General features: G+C 40.7%; 18 protein-coding genes. 2 read left to right on the top strand and 16 right to left on the bottom strand.

Annotation, left to right across the window (positions count from 1 at the left end; translation table 11 throughout):
* Positions 1 to 3: 3 nt before the first annotated feature.
* Both IPP86_15650 and IPP86_15645 read right to left on the bottom strand, forming a co-directional pair.
* A complete protein-coding gene (locus IPP86_15650; GenBank protein MBL0139938.1) occupies positions 4 to 1,383 on the bottom strand; it encodes an insulinase family protein in 1,380 nt (459 codons plus the stop codon).
* Positions 1,384 to 1,673: 290 nt separating this feature from the next.
* Positions 1,674 to 1,886 carry a hypothetical protein gene (locus IPP86_15645; protein ID MBL0139937.1) on the bottom strand — a complete coding sequence of 71 codons (213 nt, stop codon included), beginning with the start codon at positions 1,884 to 1,886 and terminating at the stop codon, positions 1,674 to 1,676.
* A gap of 508 nt (positions 1,887 to 2,394) precedes the next feature.
* Here IPP86_15645 and IPP86_15640 point away from each other — a divergent pair.
* Entirely contained in the window at positions 2,395 to 4,644 is a 2,250-nt protein-coding gene (locus IPP86_15640) for a T9SS type A sorting domain-containing protein (protein MBL0139936.1), read from the top strand.
* Between the two features lie 160 nt (positions 4,645 to 4,804).
* On the opposite strand, the gene IPP86_15635 is transcribed toward IPP86_15640, so the two are convergent.
* The 13 genes from IPP86_15635 to IPP86_15575 all read right to left on the bottom strand — a co-directional run bounded on the left by IPP86_15635 (position 4,805) and on the right by IPP86_15575 (position 17,256).
* Entirely contained in the window at positions 4,805 to 5,242 is a 438-nt protein-coding gene (locus IPP86_15635) for a thioesterase family protein (protein MBL0139935.1), read from the bottom strand.
* Positions 5,239 to 6,165, bottom strand: coding sequence for a DMT family transporter (locus IPP86_15630; protein ID MBL0139934.1), 927 nt, complete (start codon positions 6,163 to 6,165; stop codon positions 5,239 to 5,241). The genes IPP86_15635 and IPP86_15630 overlap by 4 nt, the downstream gene beginning before the upstream one ends.
* A gap of 43 nt (positions 6,166 to 6,208) precedes the next feature.
* The gene (gene maf, locus IPP86_15625; protein ID MBL0139933.1) at positions 6,209 to 6,880 is read right to left on the bottom strand and encodes a septum formation protein Maf; all 672 of its coding nucleotides are present in this window, start codon (positions 6,878 to 6,880) and stop codon (positions 6,209 to 6,211) included.
* Positions 6,881 to 7,013: 133 nt separating this feature from the next.
* Positions 7,014 to 7,889, bottom strand: coding sequence for a geranylgeranylglycerol-phosphate geranylgeranyltransferase (locus tag IPP86_15620; GenBank protein MBL0139932.1), 876 nt, complete (start codon positions 7,887 to 7,889; stop codon positions 7,014 to 7,016).
* A gap of 116 nt (positions 7,890 to 8,005) precedes the next feature.
* Positions 8,006 to 8,542, bottom strand: a complete 537-nt coding sequence (locus tag IPP86_15615) for an HAD-IIIA family hydrolase (GenBank protein ID MBL0139931.1) — start codon at positions 8,540 to 8,542, stop codon at positions 8,006 to 8,008.
* Positions 8,543 to 8,767: 225 nt separating this feature from the next.
* Positions 8,768 to 9,541, bottom strand: a complete 774-nt coding sequence (locus IPP86_15610; protein MBL0139930.1) for a DUF2520 domain-containing protein — start codon at positions 9,539 to 9,541, stop codon at positions 8,768 to 8,770.
* Positions 9,542 to 9,545: 4 nt separating this feature from the next.
* On the bottom strand, positions 9,546 to 11,981 hold the full coding sequence (gene ccsA, locus IPP86_15605) for a cytochrome c biogenesis protein CcsA (GenBank protein MBL0139929.1): 2,436 nt from the start codon (positions 11,979 to 11,981) through the stop codon (positions 9,546 to 9,548).
* Positions 11,982 to 12,005: 24 nt separating this feature from the next.
* Positions 12,006 to 12,410, bottom strand: coding sequence for a cytochrome c maturation protein CcmE (locus IPP86_15600; GenBank protein ID MBL0139928.1), 405 nt, complete (start codon positions 12,408 to 12,410; stop codon positions 12,006 to 12,008).
* An 85-nt stretch (positions 12,411 to 12,495) separates the two neighbouring features.
* Positions 12,496 to 12,726 carry a CcmD family protein gene (locus IPP86_15595; protein MBL0139927.1) on the bottom strand — a complete coding sequence of 77 codons (231 nt, stop codon included), beginning with the start codon at positions 12,724 to 12,726 and terminating at the stop codon, positions 12,496 to 12,498.
* Positions 12,727 to 12,734: 8 nt separating this feature from the next.
* Positions 12,735 to 14,348 (bottom strand): hypothetical protein, encoded by a 1,614-nt coding sequence (locus IPP86_15590; GenBank protein MBL0139926.1) that lies wholly within the window; start codon positions 14,346 to 14,348, stop codon positions 12,735 to 12,737.
* On the bottom strand, positions 14,348 to 15,028 hold the full coding sequence (gene ccsA / locus IPP86_15585) for a cytochrome c biogenesis protein CcsA (protein MBL0139925.1): 681 nt from the start codon (positions 15,026 to 15,028) through the stop codon (positions 14,348 to 14,350). Before ccsA (IPP86_15585) ends, IPP86_15590 begins: the two co-directional genes overlap by 1 nt.
* A 79-nt stretch (positions 15,029 to 15,107) precedes the next feature.
* On the bottom strand, positions 15,108 to 15,764 hold the full coding sequence (locus tag IPP86_15580) for a heme exporter protein CcmB (protein ID MBL0139924.1): 657 nt from the start codon (positions 15,762 to 15,764) through the stop codon (positions 15,108 to 15,110).
* An 88-nt stretch (positions 15,765 to 15,852) separates the two neighbouring features.
* The gene (locus IPP86_15575) at positions 15,853 to 17,256 is read right to left on the bottom strand and encodes an MBL fold metallo-hydrolase (GenBank protein MBL0139923.1); all 1,404 of its coding nucleotides are present in this window, start codon (positions 17,254 to 17,256) and stop codon (positions 15,853 to 15,855) included.
* Positions 17,257 to 17,378: 122 nt separating this feature from the next.
* On the opposite strand from IPP86_15575, the gene bshB1 reads away from it, so the two are divergent.
* The gene (bshB1, locus tag IPP86_15570; protein ID MBL0139922.1) at positions 17,379 to 18,095 is read left to right on the top strand and encodes a bacillithiol biosynthesis deacetylase BshB1; all 717 of its coding nucleotides are present in this window, start codon (positions 17,379 to 17,381) and stop codon (positions 18,093 to 18,095) included.
* Positions 18,096 to 18,165: 70 nt separating this feature from the next.
* Here the strand turns inward: bshB1 and IPP86_15565 are convergent, their stop codons facing one another.
* Positions 18,166 to 20,175, bottom strand: coding sequence for a T9SS type A sorting domain-containing protein (locus IPP86_15565; protein ID MBL0139921.1), 2,010 nt, complete (start codon positions 20,173 to 20,175; stop codon positions 18,166 to 18,168).
* Positions 20,176 to 20,255 lie beyond the last annotated feature (80 nt).

The raw sequence follows: 20,255 nt of genomic DNA, 5'->3' as shown, positions 1-20,255 counted from the left end.
AGATCATTTTTGTTCAAAAATGGTTTCATCAATGTTCATAGCCGATTTTGTTTTCGGGTCAACTAAAACGCCCCAGGCTGATGGTTGTTTCTGAATGTACTTACGCACATAGGATTTGATATCTTCCCGGGTGACTTTCCTGACATTTTCATTGTAATTGGTATAATAACCAATGCTGGCGGAGGCCCACCAATAGGTAACAGTGTGAACAAAATCGGAAGTCTTTTCTTTGCCGAATGCGTCAGAAATTTCCAATTGCGATTTCGCGGTGTTCAGCTGTTCATCGGTAAAATATGCGTCAGTATCCCATTTTTTTATTTCATCCTGCAATACTTTTACAGCTTCTTTAATACGTGCCGGATTTGGAACCATGAAAATCTGGATAGGTCCTGTGAATTTGCACGTCTGATAATTCAGACTAACATTAAATGCAAGTCCGCTTTCGACAAGGGCTTTTTGTAATGCGGATGTTTTGAGATTTAATATTGTGGAGAATACATCAGCTGCATAGGTAGCGGCTACGTCGTTACGAGTATCAGGTCCCTGGTAACCTCCGATGATGAATGGTGACTTTGCATTTTCATTGATCACAACAAAGTTGTTTTGATCAACCATTGGATAGAATTCAGGAATAGGCCATCTTTTGAACGGATCAACAGCGGATGCAGGCCAGCTGCCGAATATTTCTTTTATCTGGTTAAAAACTTCTACGTGATCCACATCTCCTGCAACACACAGAATGGAATTATTAGGATGATAAAATTTGTTCTGGATCACTTTCATTTTCTCCGGAGTTGCTGAACGGATGATCGCATGGTCTCCAATCGGGTTCTTCCTGCAGTAGTGGTCTCCCCACATTTTATAATTTAGTTCATCCACCAGGAAGAAAACCGGGTTGGATTCATTGCGTTGAAATTCTCCGTCTACTACAACATTTTCTTTTTTCATTTCCTCCTGATCAAACAGAGGGTAACGAATCGCGGAGTTGATGAATTCAAGTCCGGGTTTCAGGTTGTAATTTCCAAGAGTGATAAAGTAATTTACACGTTCGTTGGAAGTTGTCCCGTTAAATACAATTCCAAGTTCTTTAATTCGCTCAAGGAATTTTTCCTGGGAAGGATAATCTTTGTTTGCTTTAAAGAACATGTGCTCGTAAAGATGTGACAGGCCATTGTATTCAGGTGGTTCTGTGTAACTACCGTTTCGCGTACAAATCTCAATTGTCGCGAGAGGTACAGTCCGGTCTTCAATCACCAGCATTTCTAGTCCATTGTCTAATTTTGACATGAAAAAATTTGATGGTAATTTTTCGCTTTGTGCTTTGGTAAAATTTGAAACCAACAGCCATCCAAGCAGCATCAGCGGGAATTTTGTTTTGCTCATAGGTTTTTGTTTATCGGGGGAAATTAGGGTAAATAACATTTGATCCGATTTCCTTAAGAAAATTTAAGAAATCGATCAAATCTTATGCATGTTTTGGCAGAAAGAAGAGACTGGGCAAGAAACAGAAAAACCTGAAATAGAAATCAAGTTTGATTACCGAGTGATTGTAAAGAAATCCATTCCGGAATCAACGTTGAGTAAACAGCAATTAAAAGCAATTTAAAAGGAAATGGCGGGAAGTATAGTTTTCCGCATCGATAAGAACCACTAATCGTTATGGATGACAGGATTCAATGACTCGCGTTGATGAAATCCTTCTCCAGTTCTGAAATCTTCTCATTCAGTTTTTTCAGTAATTCAGATTTCTCATTGGCAAAATTAAGAGATGAGCCATCCTTTATAGCCATGTGATTATAATAATGGCTGCCGATTTCAAGAAGGATTTTTTCCTTAAGGTTATAATTTCTGTTGAGTTCTTTTGTTAGATCAGATTTGGATTTCATAGGAGGACTATAGAATATTTATTCCTGTAAATTTAGACATGAAAGTATTTTCTGAATGTGATGAATATCATTCAACAAAACCAATTATGTCATCTCTGTTTTCAAAAATTCTTTTCAATTTCTAAATTGATTTAGAAAGGATTAAGAGTAATGTTGCTTTTCCGGGAATTTTATATCCGCTATTGGAACATAGCTGATTGGATTGTATTGCAACATAGCAGAGTGCATTACAAACTTGTCTAAATTCTGGGTTTGCCGGATTGAATTTGAGTCCCGATGGAAGGACTTTATCTGGTCAATTTTGATTTTTTTTATCAATTTGAATTCTTCTTTAAAAAATCTTGTGTTTTTCTCATAAAATCAGGCCATTTAACTTTTTATGAACTGATAAAAATTCATCTGAAAATTTCATTGTCAGCATTCTGTAATTAAAGTATTTCGCCTTCCAAATACCAGAAAATCTCTTAATTTTGCACCAAATTCTCAACTCATTTAAACTAAAATTAGCATGAAAAGACAATTACTGATTGCTGCCTTATTTTTGGTAAGCCTCGGTGCTTCTGCCCAGTACACTTGGCTTAGCCAATCTACTGGCTTGATTCCGGTTTCATCCGGAGTGCGTTACATCAGCGTAGTGGATTCAAACATCGCCTGGATTTCCACTTACGATGGTTCAGGTGGTGGCGCGAACCGCACTGATTTTTCCAGAACTACTGATGGAAGTACATGGACAGCTGGAAACGTTCCACTTTCAACGGATTATGATTGGTCCATGATTTTCGGTCTCAATGCAGATACAGCCTGGGCAATGTTCTATGATGCAACTGCCGGTGCAGGTGGTGGTATCTGGAAAACTACTGATGGTGGTGCTAACTGGACTCAACAAGGTGGTGGCGCTATTTTCGATGCGAACTCTTTCCCTGACATCGTTCACTTCTACGATGCAGACAATGGTTTTGCAATAGGAGACCCTAATCCTTCTGATTTTGAAATTTACACAACCTCTGATGGTGGTGCGACCTGGATTCCTGTACCGGGAGCGAATATTGCTCCTGCACAGAACGGTGAATATGCTATCGTTGGACATTATGTTGTAATGGGCGATACCATCTGGTTTGACACAAACCAAGGTCGTGTTTTCCGTTCAGTAGACAGAGGTCAGAACTGGACTGTAGCTTCTACAGGAATTACTGTTCCTGCAAGCAGCGCGATTGACCTTTGCTTCTATACAAATCTTGATGGTATTGCACGTTTGTACAACAGCACAACCGGTGTTAACACCATGAAAGTTACTCACGATGGTGGTTCAACATGGACTGCAGCTACTCCTGTAGGAAATTTCTTTGGATCTGATGTTAAATGGGTTCCTGGAACTCAATCAACTTTGGTTTCTACAGGTGCTGCTACCGGCTTCATCGGTTCTTCTTACAGTGCTGATGGTGGTTTAACCTGGACTGATATTGAAGTTGCTGATCAGCGTACTGCTCTTGGTATTTCAGATTCTATCCACATGTGGACAGGTGGTTTTACTGCTGATCCTGTAACGGATGGTATTTACAAATGGGTAAACATCCCAACAATTGCCTGCAGCGATCCTTCCATTTCTCCGGGTGTAACTGTAGTAGGTTCTGATACTTCAGTTTGTGATAATGAGACAGCTACATTCACCGCTACAGGTGTTGTTGCTCCTACTACAGGTGACTTCTCCGGTGTGAGCTGGGTAATTTCTTCTGCTGACATTTCCGGTACAACTGATCCTCTCAATGATCCTTCATTGATCGCTTCTTACCGCTTTACTTTCCCTGCACCGGCAACTGCAACTCGTACTTTCACTAACGATGCTGCACTCATTGGCGGCCAGGTTCCTTACGGTTTGTACTACTGGACTCCTGTAGTATTCGGTAACGCAGTTCAGGCGAGTGCAGGTACTCCTGTATTCCTGGGTGACCTTACACTTGATCCAAACTGTACTTATGTTGGAACTTCAGTTCCTTTGCATGTTTATGATCCACTGTCTCCGACTTGTACCGGTCTCAATGTAACTTGCAGTGATCCTTCAATCACTCCTGGAGCTACTTCAGTAAGCGACACAGCTATTTGTGATGGCGATACAGCTATTTTCACAGCTACAGGTATGGTTGCTCCTACAGAAGGTGATTATGCCGGTGAAAGCTGGGTAATTACTACTGCTGATATCTCCGGATCAACTGATCCTCTCAATGATCCAAGTATCGTTACTTCTTATGTGTTCAATTATTCCAACGGAACTTCTACACGTTCTATCATCAACGATGGTCAGTTCATTGGTTCCCTGATTCCATACGGAGTATACTACTGGACTCCTGTTGTGTTCGGTAATGCGGTTGCAAACACTAATCCTCCGACATTCCTTCAGGATTTGAATCTTGATCCTAACTGTACTTACAGCGGAACTTCAGTTGCTGTTAACGTATTGGATCCATCAGATCCAAACTGTACCGGTGTAGGTATCGCAGAAATCAATGCTTCTCAATTGGCGGTTTACAGCTACCAAAAAGATGCATCTACGATCGACATCCAGATCAATGCAGCAGTTTATGGAAAAACTTCAATCCAAATCATTGACATGATGGGACGCCAGGTTTATTCCAATACAACTTATGTAAGCAAAGGCGTTAACCACGAAATGGTGAATGCTCAAAAACTGAGTGCTGGTACTTACCTGATTCATGTTGAATCTAATGGTATCAAAGCCGTAAATAAACTGGTGAAATTCTAATCAATCACCGAATTAAAATAAAAGAGGCTGTCCTTATAAAAGGGCAGCCTCTTTTATTTATAGGGACGAGGGACGAAAGGGACGAGGGACGAAAAATTCCAACAGGCACCAACCACCAACCACTAAGCACTAAGCACTCAGCACTAACCACTAAAAACCGCTAGTCAATCCACTCAAACCCCTCCGCTTTCGGAACATCATTAATCATATCCTTTCCAAGATCAGGTGGTGCAGTGAGTTTTCTGGTTTTGGTATTTATCCATGCACCATCCACTGTGATGAAAGCACAATGAGTGCCGTCTTCTTTTACGATTTCATGTCGGAATGAAAACCGTGAGTAATCTTTGTTGAGTTTTAGCAATTGAAGATTGATACTTGTTTTTTCTCCGAAACGAATTTCCCTGCGAAAGACACCTTCTTCCCTGAACAGTACCGGCCCGAGATACAATTCCTGCAGTTGACGAATTGTCAATCCATGTTCTTCTAAAAATGAAGTTCGGATCTGGGCTGCTAAATCATAGTAAACAGAATGTCTCAAATGATAATTGGGGTCAAGATCCGACCAACGAAGGTCAAGTGATTTTTTATACTCTTTCATGGTAAGAGGGGATTGGAGTCTTCAATTTTTATTTTTGACGCTTTTCTGAATTTGTAAATCGTATGCAGAATCACTGTGATCATGATAATAACCGCACCAAGGTAAAAGCCACTGTTGAGAATTTTTCCTTCACCGGCAAACAAAACAGCGAGTATAATCCCATACACCGGTTCAAGGTTCAAGGCCAATCCCATGGTGAATGCAGAAACTTTTCTGAGCGCATCCAATGATAATATCCAGGTGAGAACGGTACAGAAAAGAGAAAGTATCAGCAGATAAATAGAATCTGAAAAATCGGGGAGATAATGTGTTGTCGGTTGAATAGCAAGGTAGAGGGGAAGCAGTAGAGTAAGTAGCAGAAACCCGCTTGTTAATTCGATCAGACTAATGGTTAATGCCTCGTAATGTCCGGCAATACGTTTATTCAGGGTGGAAAATGTCGCACTAAGCAATGCACTGATGATACCGACAATAATTCCTGCCGAAGCACTCAGGTCCGAATTGTAGATGGTAGCGATTCCAACCAGGGCGAAAAGACTAAAAATGATATCTACATAATCAAATCTTGTTTTGTTTACCAGCGGTTCAATGATGGAAGCAAAAAGCGCAATCGATGACAGACAGACCATCGCGACACTGATACTCGAAAGTTTTATCGATCCGTAAAATGCAACCCAATGAAGCATTACTAAAAATCCGATGCTTCCAATACGAATGAGTTCTTTTCTTTTTAATGAGGGAAAATTTCTCCTGTACAACATCAATAGCGCTATCGCAATACTGCTGATCAGCATCCTGTACCAGACCAGAAGTCCTTCGTTCAGGTTAATCAGTTTACCAAGAAGCCCGGTGAATCCCCAAAGGAAAATCGCTGCATGCATTTTTAAATATGCTGTTCGCATCTGGGCTTTGGGATTCATCATCTTTTTTCTTCGTTTGAAGATCTTTATTAATCACCAAATGTGTCTAAGATTTTGGAATGAATTTTTGTAATTCTTTCCATACCTTAACTATTGGCAAACCCATCACATTGAAATAACTGCCTGAAATCCGATCTATGATGGCAATCGATTTTGAAGGGTCTATTGCAAGAGAACGTTCAAATAAATCAGCTTGTCCAATCTGTTCTAAAAATTTTAATTCTTCTTCCGAACAAGGGTTCATTCCGTGTGGCAAACAATCCTGTGCACCATATGCTCCTGCCTTATCAAAGGGCTGGTAATGATCCACATAAGAGGAGATTTCGGATTCTGAAAGGGATTTGAACCATACAGTAGTTTCATCAAAGAAATCAACAGAGGAGTTCTTTGAGAGAATACTCACACCAGTATACACCTGGTGGTCACGTCCCTGCAGTTTACTCAGCATGCGAATAGCATCTGTTCTGTTCACCGGTTTACCCAATAATTCATTTTCACACCAGACAATAGTATCCGCTGTAAGCAATACATCCTGATCTTTCAATTCATTTACATAAGCAGTGGCTTTATGTTTTGAAAGGTAGATAGCGATATTCTCTTTGGTGAGTCCTGCAGGAAAATCTTCCGCGATGTCTTTCACCCTAATCTCAGGTGAGAATCCCATGCCTTCCAACAGTTGTTTTCGTCTGGGCGATCCGGAGCCTAAAATTAAATGCATATTAAGCTTGAAGGTGTTGTTTGTTTATAGACCACAGCAGGTCCGAATTAAATCATGCTTAAAGAACGGAAAGAAATTCTGAATTTTTCAACCGAACCAAATTCTTTACCAAAGAGGTATTGTGTACAATTTTTCAGGCCAAAAAGTATACGTAAAATGGAATCATTGTAAGGATACCGGCAAGCATAATAAATTTGGTAAACAAGCTGGCATAGTAAAAATCCTTTTTTTCTTCCGCAGAATAAATCAGATAGGATAAGGCAAGAAATGGGACGAGGAACATCGTTAACAGCCACCAGAAATTGATGACATTATTATTCCTAAAAAATGTACTGAATACGAGATAGATTATTGCGGCATTGAAAAGGATGCTCAAATAAATTACCCCTTTCGTCTTTTTTACACCGAATCGAACCGGAAGTGTTTTATACTGTGCAATTTCATCACCATCCACATCCTCCATGTCTTTAATTAATTCACGCGTCAAAGAGACTGTGAATGCGAAACCAGAATAGAACAAAAGGTAGACGAAGTTCCTGTAAAATTCAGGTTCATATAAACCTACTATCAATAAGGAAAGTGCACTTAAAAAGGAGATCAGCAGGTTCCCTGATAGAATTCTGCGTTTGTAATAGGCAGAATACATCCACAGTGAAGCTGCAGCAAAGACCTGTACCAATGCCATCATCGGATGATCAATTTTGCATGCGAGATAAGCACCAATGACGATTCCAAAACCGCTTAGTATAAAGTAAAGTAATTGGGCGCTTTGGGCACTGATTTTTTTTCCAACGATAATTTTTCCGGGCTTGTTGACCTCATCAGCTGTGATATCAAATACATCATTGATGATATTGCCGGCAGCTGCAATAAGTAAAGTTGAAATGACAAGCAGGGAAAAATCTAACTTCGACAAATGCTGAGGGAATTCATCGGTGATATTAAATTCAGTTTGAAAAGCCGGAATAATGATGCAGTACCTCACCAGGAATTGAGTCAGTGCAATCATTAAAAGATTCGGGAAACGAACTAATCTGAATAGATACATTATGTGTTCACTAAATTGAATACCGGAATAAAGGGATGGATGCTTTGTATCGGAACGAATAGTACAGACAATTTCTTTTATCCAGCGGAAGAATTGTTGTCAGGAATGTTTTGAAATGGCCAGTTACCATGCAAGCGCATAACTTGCTCAACCACATCCCGTACGCACCCGTCACCACCTTTATATGGAGAAATATAAACACTCAGTTCCCGGATCTCCGGCGCAGCATCCTGAGGACAAGTAGGAACACCAATCAATTGCATCACCTGATAATCCGGAAGATCATCGCCCATGTAAAGAATTTCGTCCAATTGTAAATCATAAGCATCGAGGATTTCATCGAGCTTCTCTTTTTTGTTATCTACTCCAAGGTAAATATCGGTGACCCCGAGATTGTTCAGACGACTTCTGACGGATTCTGATTTACCTCCGGAAATGATACAAACTTTATATCTTGCTTTCACTGCTTCATGCAAAGCATAACCATCGCGGATATTCATGACACGGATTAATTCCGCAGGCATCACAAATAAGGAGCCGTTGGTGAGTACACCGTCCACATCAAAAATGAAGCATTTTACTTTGGCTAGTCTTTGTTTGAAATTTGTATTCATGCCAACAAGTATACTAAATTTAGGGCACCTCTAAAAACCTATTTTGGGTGATGTGCGCTGAGATTTTTTTGCAATATGAGGCGTGAGGAAGGATGATACTGAAACCAAGTATCAGACTGACGAACAACGAAGTATTGCAAAAAAAGATCAAGCATTGAAATTTCTTGATTGAAACAGTGGATTATATTAACAGCACCCGAAAGAGGTTTTTAGAGGTGCCCTTTATTAAAGAAGAGGGCCGTTATGGTCCTCAATACTTTGACTGATCAATTTGTAAATTTTTGCGTATTCCGGATGATTGGTCAGCTCTTTCAGGTGTTTTTCAATTGTCTCACTGTCACCTCTCCGCGCTGGTCCAGTTTGCATTTCTCCGGGAGAATGTTTCTGAACTTTTTTTGCAGTTTCTGCAATCAGCGGCCTTAATAAATCAAAGTCCAGTTTACTCTTGCGAAGGATTTCTTCTGCAATTACAAACATATGATTACTGAAATTATTTGCAAATACGGCTGCAAGATGCAAGGAACGGCGCTCCGTTGAATTGATCCAATGGATGTTGTCACTCAATGTACTTACGAATTTCGCTAACCTGTTGTTGACTGAAGAGTTCCTGCTCTCGAGGCAAAACGGAACACTGCGGATATTGATTTTACGATCGCGTGAGAATGTTTGTAGAGGATAAATCACACCGCAATTGGTAAACGATTTCGGAAAAATTGACAGCGGGACACTGCCGGAGGTATGCGCAATCAGGGCGGTTTTATCGGGGATAAAAGGTAGAATTTCTCCAATGGCTTCATCCCTCAGGGCAATCAAATACAAATCCGCTTTCGGATGTAGTCCGGATGGTTCTGTTGTGAATTCCGCTTTCAGTGATTTTGCAAGCCTTTTTGCATGCAGAGTAGTGGGGCTGTACACCTGGAGAATGGTGTGACCGGACTTGTATAATGCAGTTCCCAGGTGAGTAGCGACATTGCCGGAGCCAATCAAAACGACTTTCATGGAATCAGATTTTCACAGGTTGCTCTGTTTTATTTTTCCGGATTCTTTTTCTTAAAGCCATGAGTGAACCGATAATCATCAGGAAGCATCCCAGCCAAAGAATGTTTATGCCCGGGAAAATAATGGCTTTCATGATGACAAAATCTTTCTTGTTGGCTTTCTTTTCGCTCACACTTAAAGTGATCTTCCCTGTATTAGGATCGATTTTATCGAATGTAAATTTCAATCCCATTTCATCCAGAAAAGCATCCTGAGTATAAATCGCCATGTCTCTGATGAGGAAAACCGGTTCGCTGCGATAAATTTTTCGGTTTACATCTTCAATGCGCAGTTGAGCGGCTACTGCAAGGTCATTAGCCTCTAAATGATATTTTTCCTTGTCCAGATCCTTGTTCAATCCTTCCAGGATTACAAAGCTGTTGCTGGTTACAAACGTATCGCCAATCGCTAATTGCTGTTCCTTTGGTGCCTGATAATCGCTCTCTCCGTCAGGTTTCTTGGTATTCTCAAGCTCCGCGTAAGTGATGTGTGTGTAAATATCTTTCGTGAGAAAATGTTTGGTCGCGGGTTCGGCGACATTTCCCATACGTTCATTCAATTGAATAAATGGACGAAGCTCAAAGGCTTTTTCTTTTTTTCCTGTTTGAGAATTGACCTGGAAATATTCAATAGTGTAATACACATGAACGCCTTCCTTTTCGGATTTCTGATAAGTGACATAGTAATTACCCATAGGAAGTGTATCAGATTTTTGTTCAATCATGATATTTTCCTTATTCGGCATTTCTTTGCCCAGATCAATATTTTTTACATTCTGTGAAATGATCTCCTTTTTAGTATTGGAGATGAGAGCCCCACATAGGATCAATCCGATACCGATGTGAGCGACTGAAGCTCCTGCATGGCTCCATTTCCCTTTGATTACGCGGAACAAATAATCAGCATTGGCAACCACTGCAAAAATGGAAGCCAACAACAAGCCGTAGTAATGAATCCGGTACGAAGTTCCCAGGAAAAGGGCGCACACTCCTGTAATCAGGATAGAAACTACAATACTTACGGTGATTTTTTTGAAGAGATCTTTCGAATCCGATTTTTTATATTTTAAAAACTGAGCAATACCGATCAGCAAACAAATCAGAATAGCAACAGGAATCTGCCAGCGGTTGTAATGGTCCAGAGGATCAGCAGGCGGAGCTATTTTGCTGCCGAAAATTTTATTAATAACCGGAGTAGAGGTAGTGAAGGTGATCTGAATTGCACCAATGACCAATACCAGCATTCCGATAAACATCCAGAATTCCCTTGATGAAATATGTTCTTCAGTTTCTTTTTCTACAATGGATTTCCAGTTCCGGATAATTAAAATAGCAGCTAAAACAAGAAAGAACAACATGTACAGAACCAGATGTCCTGACATTCCCAGATCGGTAAAGGCATGTACCGATGAATCTCCGAGAATTCCACTGCGGGTAAGAAAGGTTGAGTAGAGGACAAAGAAAAAAGTAATGACCGCGAGTATAAAGGAGGAGAGTAAGGAGCGATTCCGGTGTTTATAAATCAACATCACATGTCCCAGACCAACCAGGGTCATCCAGGGAACAAGAGACGCGTTTTCAACAGGATCCCATGCCCAGAAGCCACCAAAACTCAATGCTTCATATGCCCATGCTGCTCCCATAAGAATACCGGTACCAAGTATCATGATCCCGAAAAAGGTCCATGGCAGAGCAGGGATGATCCACTCTTTGAATTTTTTTCTCATCAGACCTGCCATCGCGAATGCAAATGGAACAACAGTTGAAGCAAATCCCAGAAATAAAGTTGGAGGATGAATGGTCATCCAGTAATTCTGAAGCAACGGATTCAAACCTCTTCCATCTTTTATCTTGGAAAGATAATCGGGCATCTTAATGAATGGAAGATTCGCAAAATCCGGATGTTCACGGAGCAATACGAATGGGTTTGTTCCGATTTTATAACCAAGCACAACGATACCAAGGACCATTGAAGCGAGAAATACCTGAACCATGGTAATGATTAACATCACACCATTTTCCCATTCTTTGGCTGTATAAATAACTATCCATGATAATACAACATGCCAGAACATCCACAAGAGAAAACTGCCTTCCTGTCCTTCCCAAAAGCAGGAAAGAATGTAACGCAAAGGCATGGCAGTATTGCTATGTTCCCAGACATAATAATATTCAAACCGATGATTGAAGATGAGGTAAAAGAGGAGAGCAAAAATTCCTACGATAGAAAAGGAATGTAAAGCAAACGATTTACGGGCAATATTTTTCCATGAATCTTCTCCTGTACGCAGTGCAAAGAAATAACTGATAGAAGATAATAATGAAGCCGTAAAAGAAAGCACAATCAACAGATGACCTGCTTTTCCCCAGATCAACTGTTCTCCCAAATAGTTTATGTCCATAAGATTGTTTTAGAAAGACAAAGCTTAACGCAAAGAAGTGGTTGCTTTCATGTCTTCCTTTGGATTGTTATACTTGGAAGGACATTTCATCAAAACATCGGAAGCGACAAAGGAATCATCCTGAACTTTTCCCACGACTACAATCTGTTCTGATTTATCAAAATCCTGTGGTTTCGCTTTTTGAAGTACCACTTTTTTTTCAGCGCCTTCGTTATCTACAAGGTAGAAAGAGAAGAGATTTGCGTCGGCATGCGGGTTATAGTCCTGCGGCTTTTCTTTGTTCAGTTTTCCTACAACATGATAAGTTTTGGATGGATGTTCTGCAGCAACCCTAAAGGAAGCATAAGTACTTGAATCAGCCACGGTACTCAGGATTGCCGCAACGGCTAATGCGATGATTACTATGGCAATGATGTGTGATTTTTTCATCTGGTTTTCCGGTTTCGAATGCAAATTTAGCATTAAAAACTGGAGTAATTCCGTACCTCTGACTTGAAATAAAAAAGCTTTCTCCTTACTTGCCGGATTGCTTTTCAAGCTTTCTTAAGCGACGGTCTACTAGGATCAAATTGATGATAAATCCGGCAAGAATTACAGACAGAACTGTGATGACCACGTAAATTTTACCATTTTCCCTCATCAGATCTGCCATATCAACATCGGAAGTCTGTGCTGAGGAAGATAGTGATATCACAAGAAGGAAAAGCAGAAAAATTGTCTTTGGGAACCAGGCTGTTTTTAACATATCGTGTTTTATTTAAGAACAAGTACTTTTTTCCGCACGAGAACTTCGTTCTCAGCGCAAGTTAAGGAAATACAATAAATTCCGGGTTTCATCCCGATGGTCTCAATTGTTAAATTTTGACCTGCTTCGGATGAGTTCCACAAACCGCTTGCTATTATGCTGCCGGAAAAATCAGTCATTTCCCAGCGACAAATTCCGTGAATCTCAGGTGAAGGGGAGATGAACAATTGTGTTGATGATAAGACAGGATTTGGATAGACTTCAATTTCCGGAACTCTTGAGGATATTTCTTCCATGGTAGCGGTTACTAAATAACAGGATGTATCAACATCAAGAGTAGAAACGCTGAGATAGACCGAATCGGTGTGAAGAGCAAGACTTACCGGAACACTGGATGGTGCTACTGAAAATTGAAGCGGGTTTACAACCATGTCCGTTTTATTCAATGAAGTTTCAAAACATCTGCTCACTCCCAATGAATCTGTTTTGATCAGCAATCCTTCCATTTTGTTGGTCAAGTTATTTTTCCTGCTCCCTGAAATCAAATAGCCATTATCAGGTGTCTGAAGGATGCCGGAAAATTTATTTGAATACTGAAATCCAAAACTTGTAAACCATTCAGTCACCAGGTTCTGACTCATTTTGATGAGGAATAAAAATCTGGACTGATTTGTACTCAGACAGGTTGTTCCTGCAATTGCTATTCCTCCGTCGGAAGTACTTAATATTTTAAATCCGTCATCAAGTAATGAATTTGAAGAAAAACCAAGATCAAAGGTGCGTGCAAATTGAAGATAGCCATTTGCATCCGTTTTCATAATCAGAATATCTTGTCCTGAATTACCGCCTGTACCTACAAGTAAATATCCTCCATCATTTGTTTGAAGAAGAGACCGGCATGTATCGTTCAATCCAAGCGGGTAGGTATTGAACCAATAATAATTTCCGGCAGTGTCGAGTTTTGAAAGGAAAAAATTTGTTCCATTACTGAAACTATTGCTTGTCCCTGCGACAGCAAGCTGGTCATCAGTAGTGCGAATGATCGCAGTTGGATCTTCTTCTCTCGTTCCACCAATTATCTGCGTCCACAATGGCTGACCTGAATCTGAAAATTTGGATAATAAAATATCTTTCTGTGTACTGCCGGAGTTGTAATTGGAAACTCCACAAACGTAAAAGGAACCATCGGGAAGTGGCAATAATTTTTTGGGCTCTTCATATTGGGTTCGGTCAACCTTATGGTTCCATAGAAGTGAACCGGAGCTGTCAATTTTTACCAATAGAATGGAATTTTGATTCTGACTGCCTGCGTTTGATGCAATAATGATTGAACCATCATCAGTTTCAGAACTCATTACAGGTACGAGAATGGAATCTGCTGTTGAAATTGCGATGGACCAGTCTGTTTGAAATGAACCGGTTAATTTGTGAATATGTACGGATGAATTTCCGCTTGTGCCTGAACCATTCAACACCACATAACCCCCATTGAGGGAGTAATCAATCGCAACACAATTTGTTTCAGAAGTATTTCCATAAGTAACCTGAAATTGTTGCTGACAATTCGCATTTCCAAATGGGAAAAATAATGATGTGAGTAAAGTGCAAAGAAAAAAGCGCATCAATTTTCATTTTTCAGTTTCAGCCTTTTCATTCTCACGCGGATTTCTGTGACCCAGGCGGCAAGTAAAGACCAGGCAATCACGGAAGGATAAAAAACTGTACGCATTCTGTTGTCAAGATCGTAAGAACTGAAACCGGGATTACCACCGTTGCCGGGATGAAGTGAATCGGTCAGACGCGGAAGGATCATGATAAATACCAGCATTAATGTAAAAGCGAATATGCTATACACCGCGGAAAGTCTTGCGCGTTTGTGTTCGTCATCAAGTGATCCACGCAAGATAAGATAGGCAAGATAAACCAGCATGGTTGCGGCAGCGCCATTGAGCTTCGCATCATTCACCCACCATGCTCCCCATGTATTTTTTGCCCAGATACTGCCTGTCACCAGGCCCAGGATTCCCAGGAAAATTCCGGTGTATGCACACTGCTCGGATTTTATATCAAGGTCCAGATCATTACTGCCTAAAAAACGAATTGCATAAACGAGAGAAGCCAGCATCATGATGATCATCGCGAACCACATGGTGACATGGAAAAATAAATTCCGGATTGTTTCGTGAAGAATAGGAAGACGAGGAACGGGAATCAGTAAGCCCTGAATCAGTGAATAAAATAGCAACAAAATACATACCCATTTCCACCATGTAATTCCTGCAAATTCAATTTTTGAGCTCATTGGAATAATTCAGTTTTAAAATTTCATTCTCTTGAAATAAAATCTGTTCCCGATTTTCAGGTGTGAACTAATGTTCTATTTAGTCTCTCCAAAGATAAGGAAATAGGAGGTAAGACAATGCAAAAACAAGTGCATTTAAAGCGCAAAGGATAATGATGTATTGCCAGCTGACAGACCATGCGAGGCCATCCATTGCATTTTTCGAAAATCGTATCGTGGTCATCAGCAATGGAATCAGGATTGGAAAGCTTAATATTGACATTAGCGTAGCATTGTTCCCTGCTTTTGATGCAATTGCACTTACCATCGACAGGACTGATGCGAAACCCGAGCTTCCGAGAATCACTGCCAGAATAAACATGGGAAAATCCTGGACAGGATTTCCGATGAATAATGAATAGAAAAACAAATTGCAGGCTGAAAGTACCAGCATCAGGAGCAAACTATAAATTGTCTTTGCCAAAATGAGCGATCGGGAATTGGCCAGAGTATAATAATACAACATCCGGCCCCTGCTTTCCTGCATAAAGCTTTTGGCAACAGCATTGACAGCTGCAAAAACCTGGATGATCCAGAACAACGCGTTCCATGTTGGCAGATCAATAATCTGACGAAATGACAAGTAACAAACAAATACAGTTGATACTACATAAAGTAACAATCCCTGGAAAGCATATTTTTGCTTCCATTCAAGCCGGATTTCTTTTAGGATCAAAAATTTAACCTGATTAATCATATCAACTAAATTCCTTTTTCATTTTTTATAGCAATCTTTTATGAAGGTTTTGTTTCGTGAAATTACCTGAAAGAATTCAAATGATGAGTTATTTCAATTCCCATGAACTTCCTTTTTCCGGTATTTCGATATTCTGGAAACCTTTGGAAATTAAATTCTCCCTCCAATCGACCTGGACATCATAATCTCCATGAACGAGGAATGTCTTTTTTACTTCTGCGGGAGTAATACAGGATAAATACTCCTGCATTTCATTGTAATCCGCATGAGCACTGTAAGAATTCATTAATTCAACTCTTGCATTTACTTTGTATTCCTTGCCAAAGATGAATACTTCACTGTTTCCATTTCCCAGCCTGCCGCCAAGGCTTTCCGGTGTGCAATAACCCACAAGAAGAATTGTAGCATCAGGATTTTGGATATTATTTTTGATGTGATGTTTGATCCGTCCGGCTTCAGCCATACCGGATGCGCTGATGATAATCATTGGTCGTTTGTCATCATTGAGTTTTATCGAATCTTCCGCGCGTTGAATATAATGCAGATTGTCAAAACCGAATGGGTCCGGATCATTTTGCAGCGCTTTCAACATATCCCCATTGAAACATTCAGGATGCGCGCGCATGATCGCTGTAGCATTGGTAGACAAAGGACTGTCAACATATACAGGAATCGAAGGCAGGCTCTTTGAATTTCTCAGATTATTCAATGCATAAACAACTTCCTGCGTTCGGCCCAGACTGAATGCCGGAATAATCAGTTTTGATTTCTTTTCGATGCAGGTTTCCTGTACGATTTCAAGCAATCTGCTTTCCGTTTTTTCAGCAGTTTCGTGTAACCTGTTTCCATACGTGGATTCACAAATGAGATAATCGCACTGAGGAAAAGGCTCCGGTGATTTCAATATTTTATCGGATGCTCTACCGATGTCGCCCGTAAAACAAATTCTGTGTGTTATTCCATTTTCCCGGATATTCAAATTGATGGCAGCTGCTCCAAGAATGTGTCCGGAATCAGTAAACATCAATTCAATTCCGTCTTCAAGTGTAAATTTCTTGCGATAAGGAATTGTGAAAAAATTCTCCAATGCATTTTGAACATCTTCAATTGAATAAATGGGTGAGAGTGGAGCCAGATTTTTCTTTCCTCTCTTTTTATTAATGTACTTAATATCGTTTTCCTGAATATGAGCAGTGTCCACAAGCATGATGGCTGCAATATCCCGTGTGGCGGCAGTGCAATAAATCTTTCCGTTAAACCCTTGCTTGACAAGATTTGGGATGTTTCCGGAATGATCAATGTGTGCATGTGATAATATGAGGTAATCAATTGATGCCGGATCAAATCCAAAGTGCCGGTTCATGGGATCCGTATCCGCGCCATGACCTTGAAAAAAACCACAATCCAAAAGCAAGTTTCGGCCATTATCCAATGTTATCAGGTGTTTGCTCCCGGTTACGGTCCGGGCAGCTCCATGAAAAGAAATTTTCATATCGGAAGGAGTTTATTAATTCTTCGAAATTAGAAAAAGATGCCCAACAGTGCTCTATATTACCTGATTTTATAATTTTACAAAATTGACCAATTCAAAGCCTGTTTATGTCTTATCCTGTAATGAAATTAGATGTCCTTGCCTTTGGGGCCCATCCTGATGATATTGAGTTATCCTGCTCAGGGACTCTTTTGCTTCTCAGAGAGGAGGGCAAACGGATTGGCATAGTTGACCTTACAAAGGGGGAATTAGGAACTCGTGGAACACCTGAAATTCGTGCTCAGGAAGCTATGGACTCAGCAAATGTTCTGGGAATTTCCGAAAGAATAAACCTGGATTTTGCAGATGGTTTTTTTTCCAATGATAAAGAACACCAATTATCCATTGTTTCTGCTATTCGAAGATACCAGCCCGATATCATTCTTTGTAACGCTGTTTCAGACCGTCATCCTGATCATGGACGGGCGGCTTCTATGGTGTCCACAAGCATGTTTTTAGCCGGTTTGGCAAAGGTTGAAACATCTTTTGATGGGAAACCCCAGGCACCCTGGAAAACACGCGTTTTATACCATTATATTCAGGATCGATACATCAAACCCGATTTTGTAGTGGATGTTACCAGGGTTTGGGAGAAAAAAATGGATAGCGTCAAGGCTTTTCGATCACAGTTTTACAATCCCGATTCCAAAGAACCGGAAACTGCTATTTCGACAAAAGAATTTCTGGAATTTCTAGGATCCAGAGCCAGGGAATTTGGACGACAAATCGGAGTAACTTACGCTGAGGGTTTTACCGTTGAAAGAATCTTAGGTGTATCAACTCTTAGTGACCTGCTCTGATTCCTGAAGAAAAATATAAGCAAAAAAAAACCTCCCGGATTCCGGGAGGTTTTTTTTTGATCAGAAAGAATTAATTCACGATCAATTGTTTTGTTACTTTCTGAGCACCGGAAGTTATAGTGTAGAAGTATACACCAGACTGCCAGTTGCTTGTGTTTAAGGTAACAGTTTGTGTGCCACTTACAGCAGAAGAGATTTCTTCGGTGTGAATAGTCTTACCAACAACATCAGTCACTTCAACACTAATTGGAGCCGCTTTCTTCAATGTTACAGTGAATGAAGTAGTACCGTTGGATGGGTTAGGATAGTTTTGTCCAACAAAAATTTCTGTTGAATTAACTTTTGACATACCCACCAATGCAAGAGCGTCAACTTTTGCAAAAACGATATCGCTTGAAGAGAGGTTATTATTCACCTGGTCACAAGTTCCTGCAGTTGCAAGAGAATGTCCCGGAGCGTTGTCACGCTGATAAACTACGTAAGCGTAATCATCAACAGTACGTGCCATAGCTCCAAAAACGCCTTCCTGAAATTCACCATCACCACCAGATGCCTGGTTAGGAACAATATCATTTGGGAATGCCCATGAACCACCCATGTCAGCAGTTGCTGTCATGAACATGTGGTGATGGGTTTGTTTCCAAACTGCTGTATCAGCGAAAGGTGCTTCAACCAATGCCTGGTAAGAACAGAAAATTACATCGGAAGAAGTGATACCAAGAGAAGGCATAGCTGTTACACCACCACGGTAGTTACCCCATGGAAGCGAACATGTTGTATCTTCAGAAATAGCCAGGTTGTTATCGTGATCCAGATCCTGAGTTTCTGCGAAATGGATTCCAGGATTGCCGGCACCCATTGTTTCATTCCAGTATCTCAAACCATCAGTTCCCCAAAGTGGAGAATAGAAACCGGCAGCAGTTGTAGAGTCACGGAACCAGCGGAATTCGCTGTATACCACGTGAACCATACCCTGACTGTCAATAATTACTGCAGCATCACCAGGAGTTGAATTCATTGTATCCACAACTGCATCACCATCAAGGTAAGTGAACATGGAATCAAAGCTGAAGAATGGAATTGGGAAGTTCAGGATGATTGTCTTTGTCCAGGTCTGTCCACCATCAATAGATTTCAAAATTCCAAGGTCAGTAGAAGAACCACCGAATACAATTGCAACAACGTTTCCACTTGCATCAATAGCATAATCATCACCACCAAATCCAGCATAAAAAGCTGAATCGATTAACGGCAAACGCTGACGGAGAGTAGGCCAAGTTTGACCACCATCAGTGGAATGTGAATAAAGCATAGGGCCATCCTGACCATAGAGAGTACTTCCTGTAGTACCTGTTCCTTGCCAGATGAGATGAACATCTTCACCGGAAACAGCCATTTTAGACCATGTGTCATCATTAGTACCTGTTCCAAGAGCTGTTGTTTGTGCAGTCCAGGCTCCGGTACCTTTGGTAGCGCGCCAGTTCAATAACATGTGTCCAACACCTGAGGGAGGAGCAGGAGAGTGACCAACACTCATTTCTTTACCACTGGCTGTAACACCGATGTTTACGAAACCGGTACGGTAACTGCCTTCTGTACGAAGATTAGGGTAATCACCATTTCCTCCATCCGGAGTGAAATACCATTTTGATACTGTAGAAGCATTCGGGTCATAATAGTTATAACCGGTTCCACGATCAGGGAAATTGGCATTTGCATTTGGAGAAAATGTCCATGCAGCTGAAAACGATCCGTCATCGTTGTAATTCAGACGACGTGATGCAGATGCATTCGTTTGCAAATCGTAATACGTATAACCAATCACTTCCTCTTGTACACTTGTCGTAGAAAGACGATGTGCAGGACGTGATGTTACAAGTTGGCGACTTGCGTTGTTGTTCACCGGAACGCCATTATCCATCAACACACTTTTGTGCTCAATTGGATGATGAAGTTTCTTCACAGAAGCCGGCATCGGTGCTGTGTGGAAACCCTGGGGCAGGCGCCGTTGTACTTGCTGCTGCGCCATAGCACCGAGACCGATGGCCAGGGATAAGCAGACGAGTAAACCTTTTTTCATTTGATTCTTGGTTTTAGTTAGACAATAAATTGGTTTGTTGTTTTCTCCGACAAATTTAGATGAAAGTTTCGCTATTCCAA

The organism is Bacteroidota bacterium (assembly GCA_016720935.1).
Lineage (GTDB): Bacteria > Bacteroidota > Bacteroidia > AKYH767-A > 2013-40CM-41-45 > JADKJP01.
The sequence above is the reverse complement of the archived record's forward strand: the minus strand, read 5'-3'. Positions and strand labels throughout refer to the sequence as shown.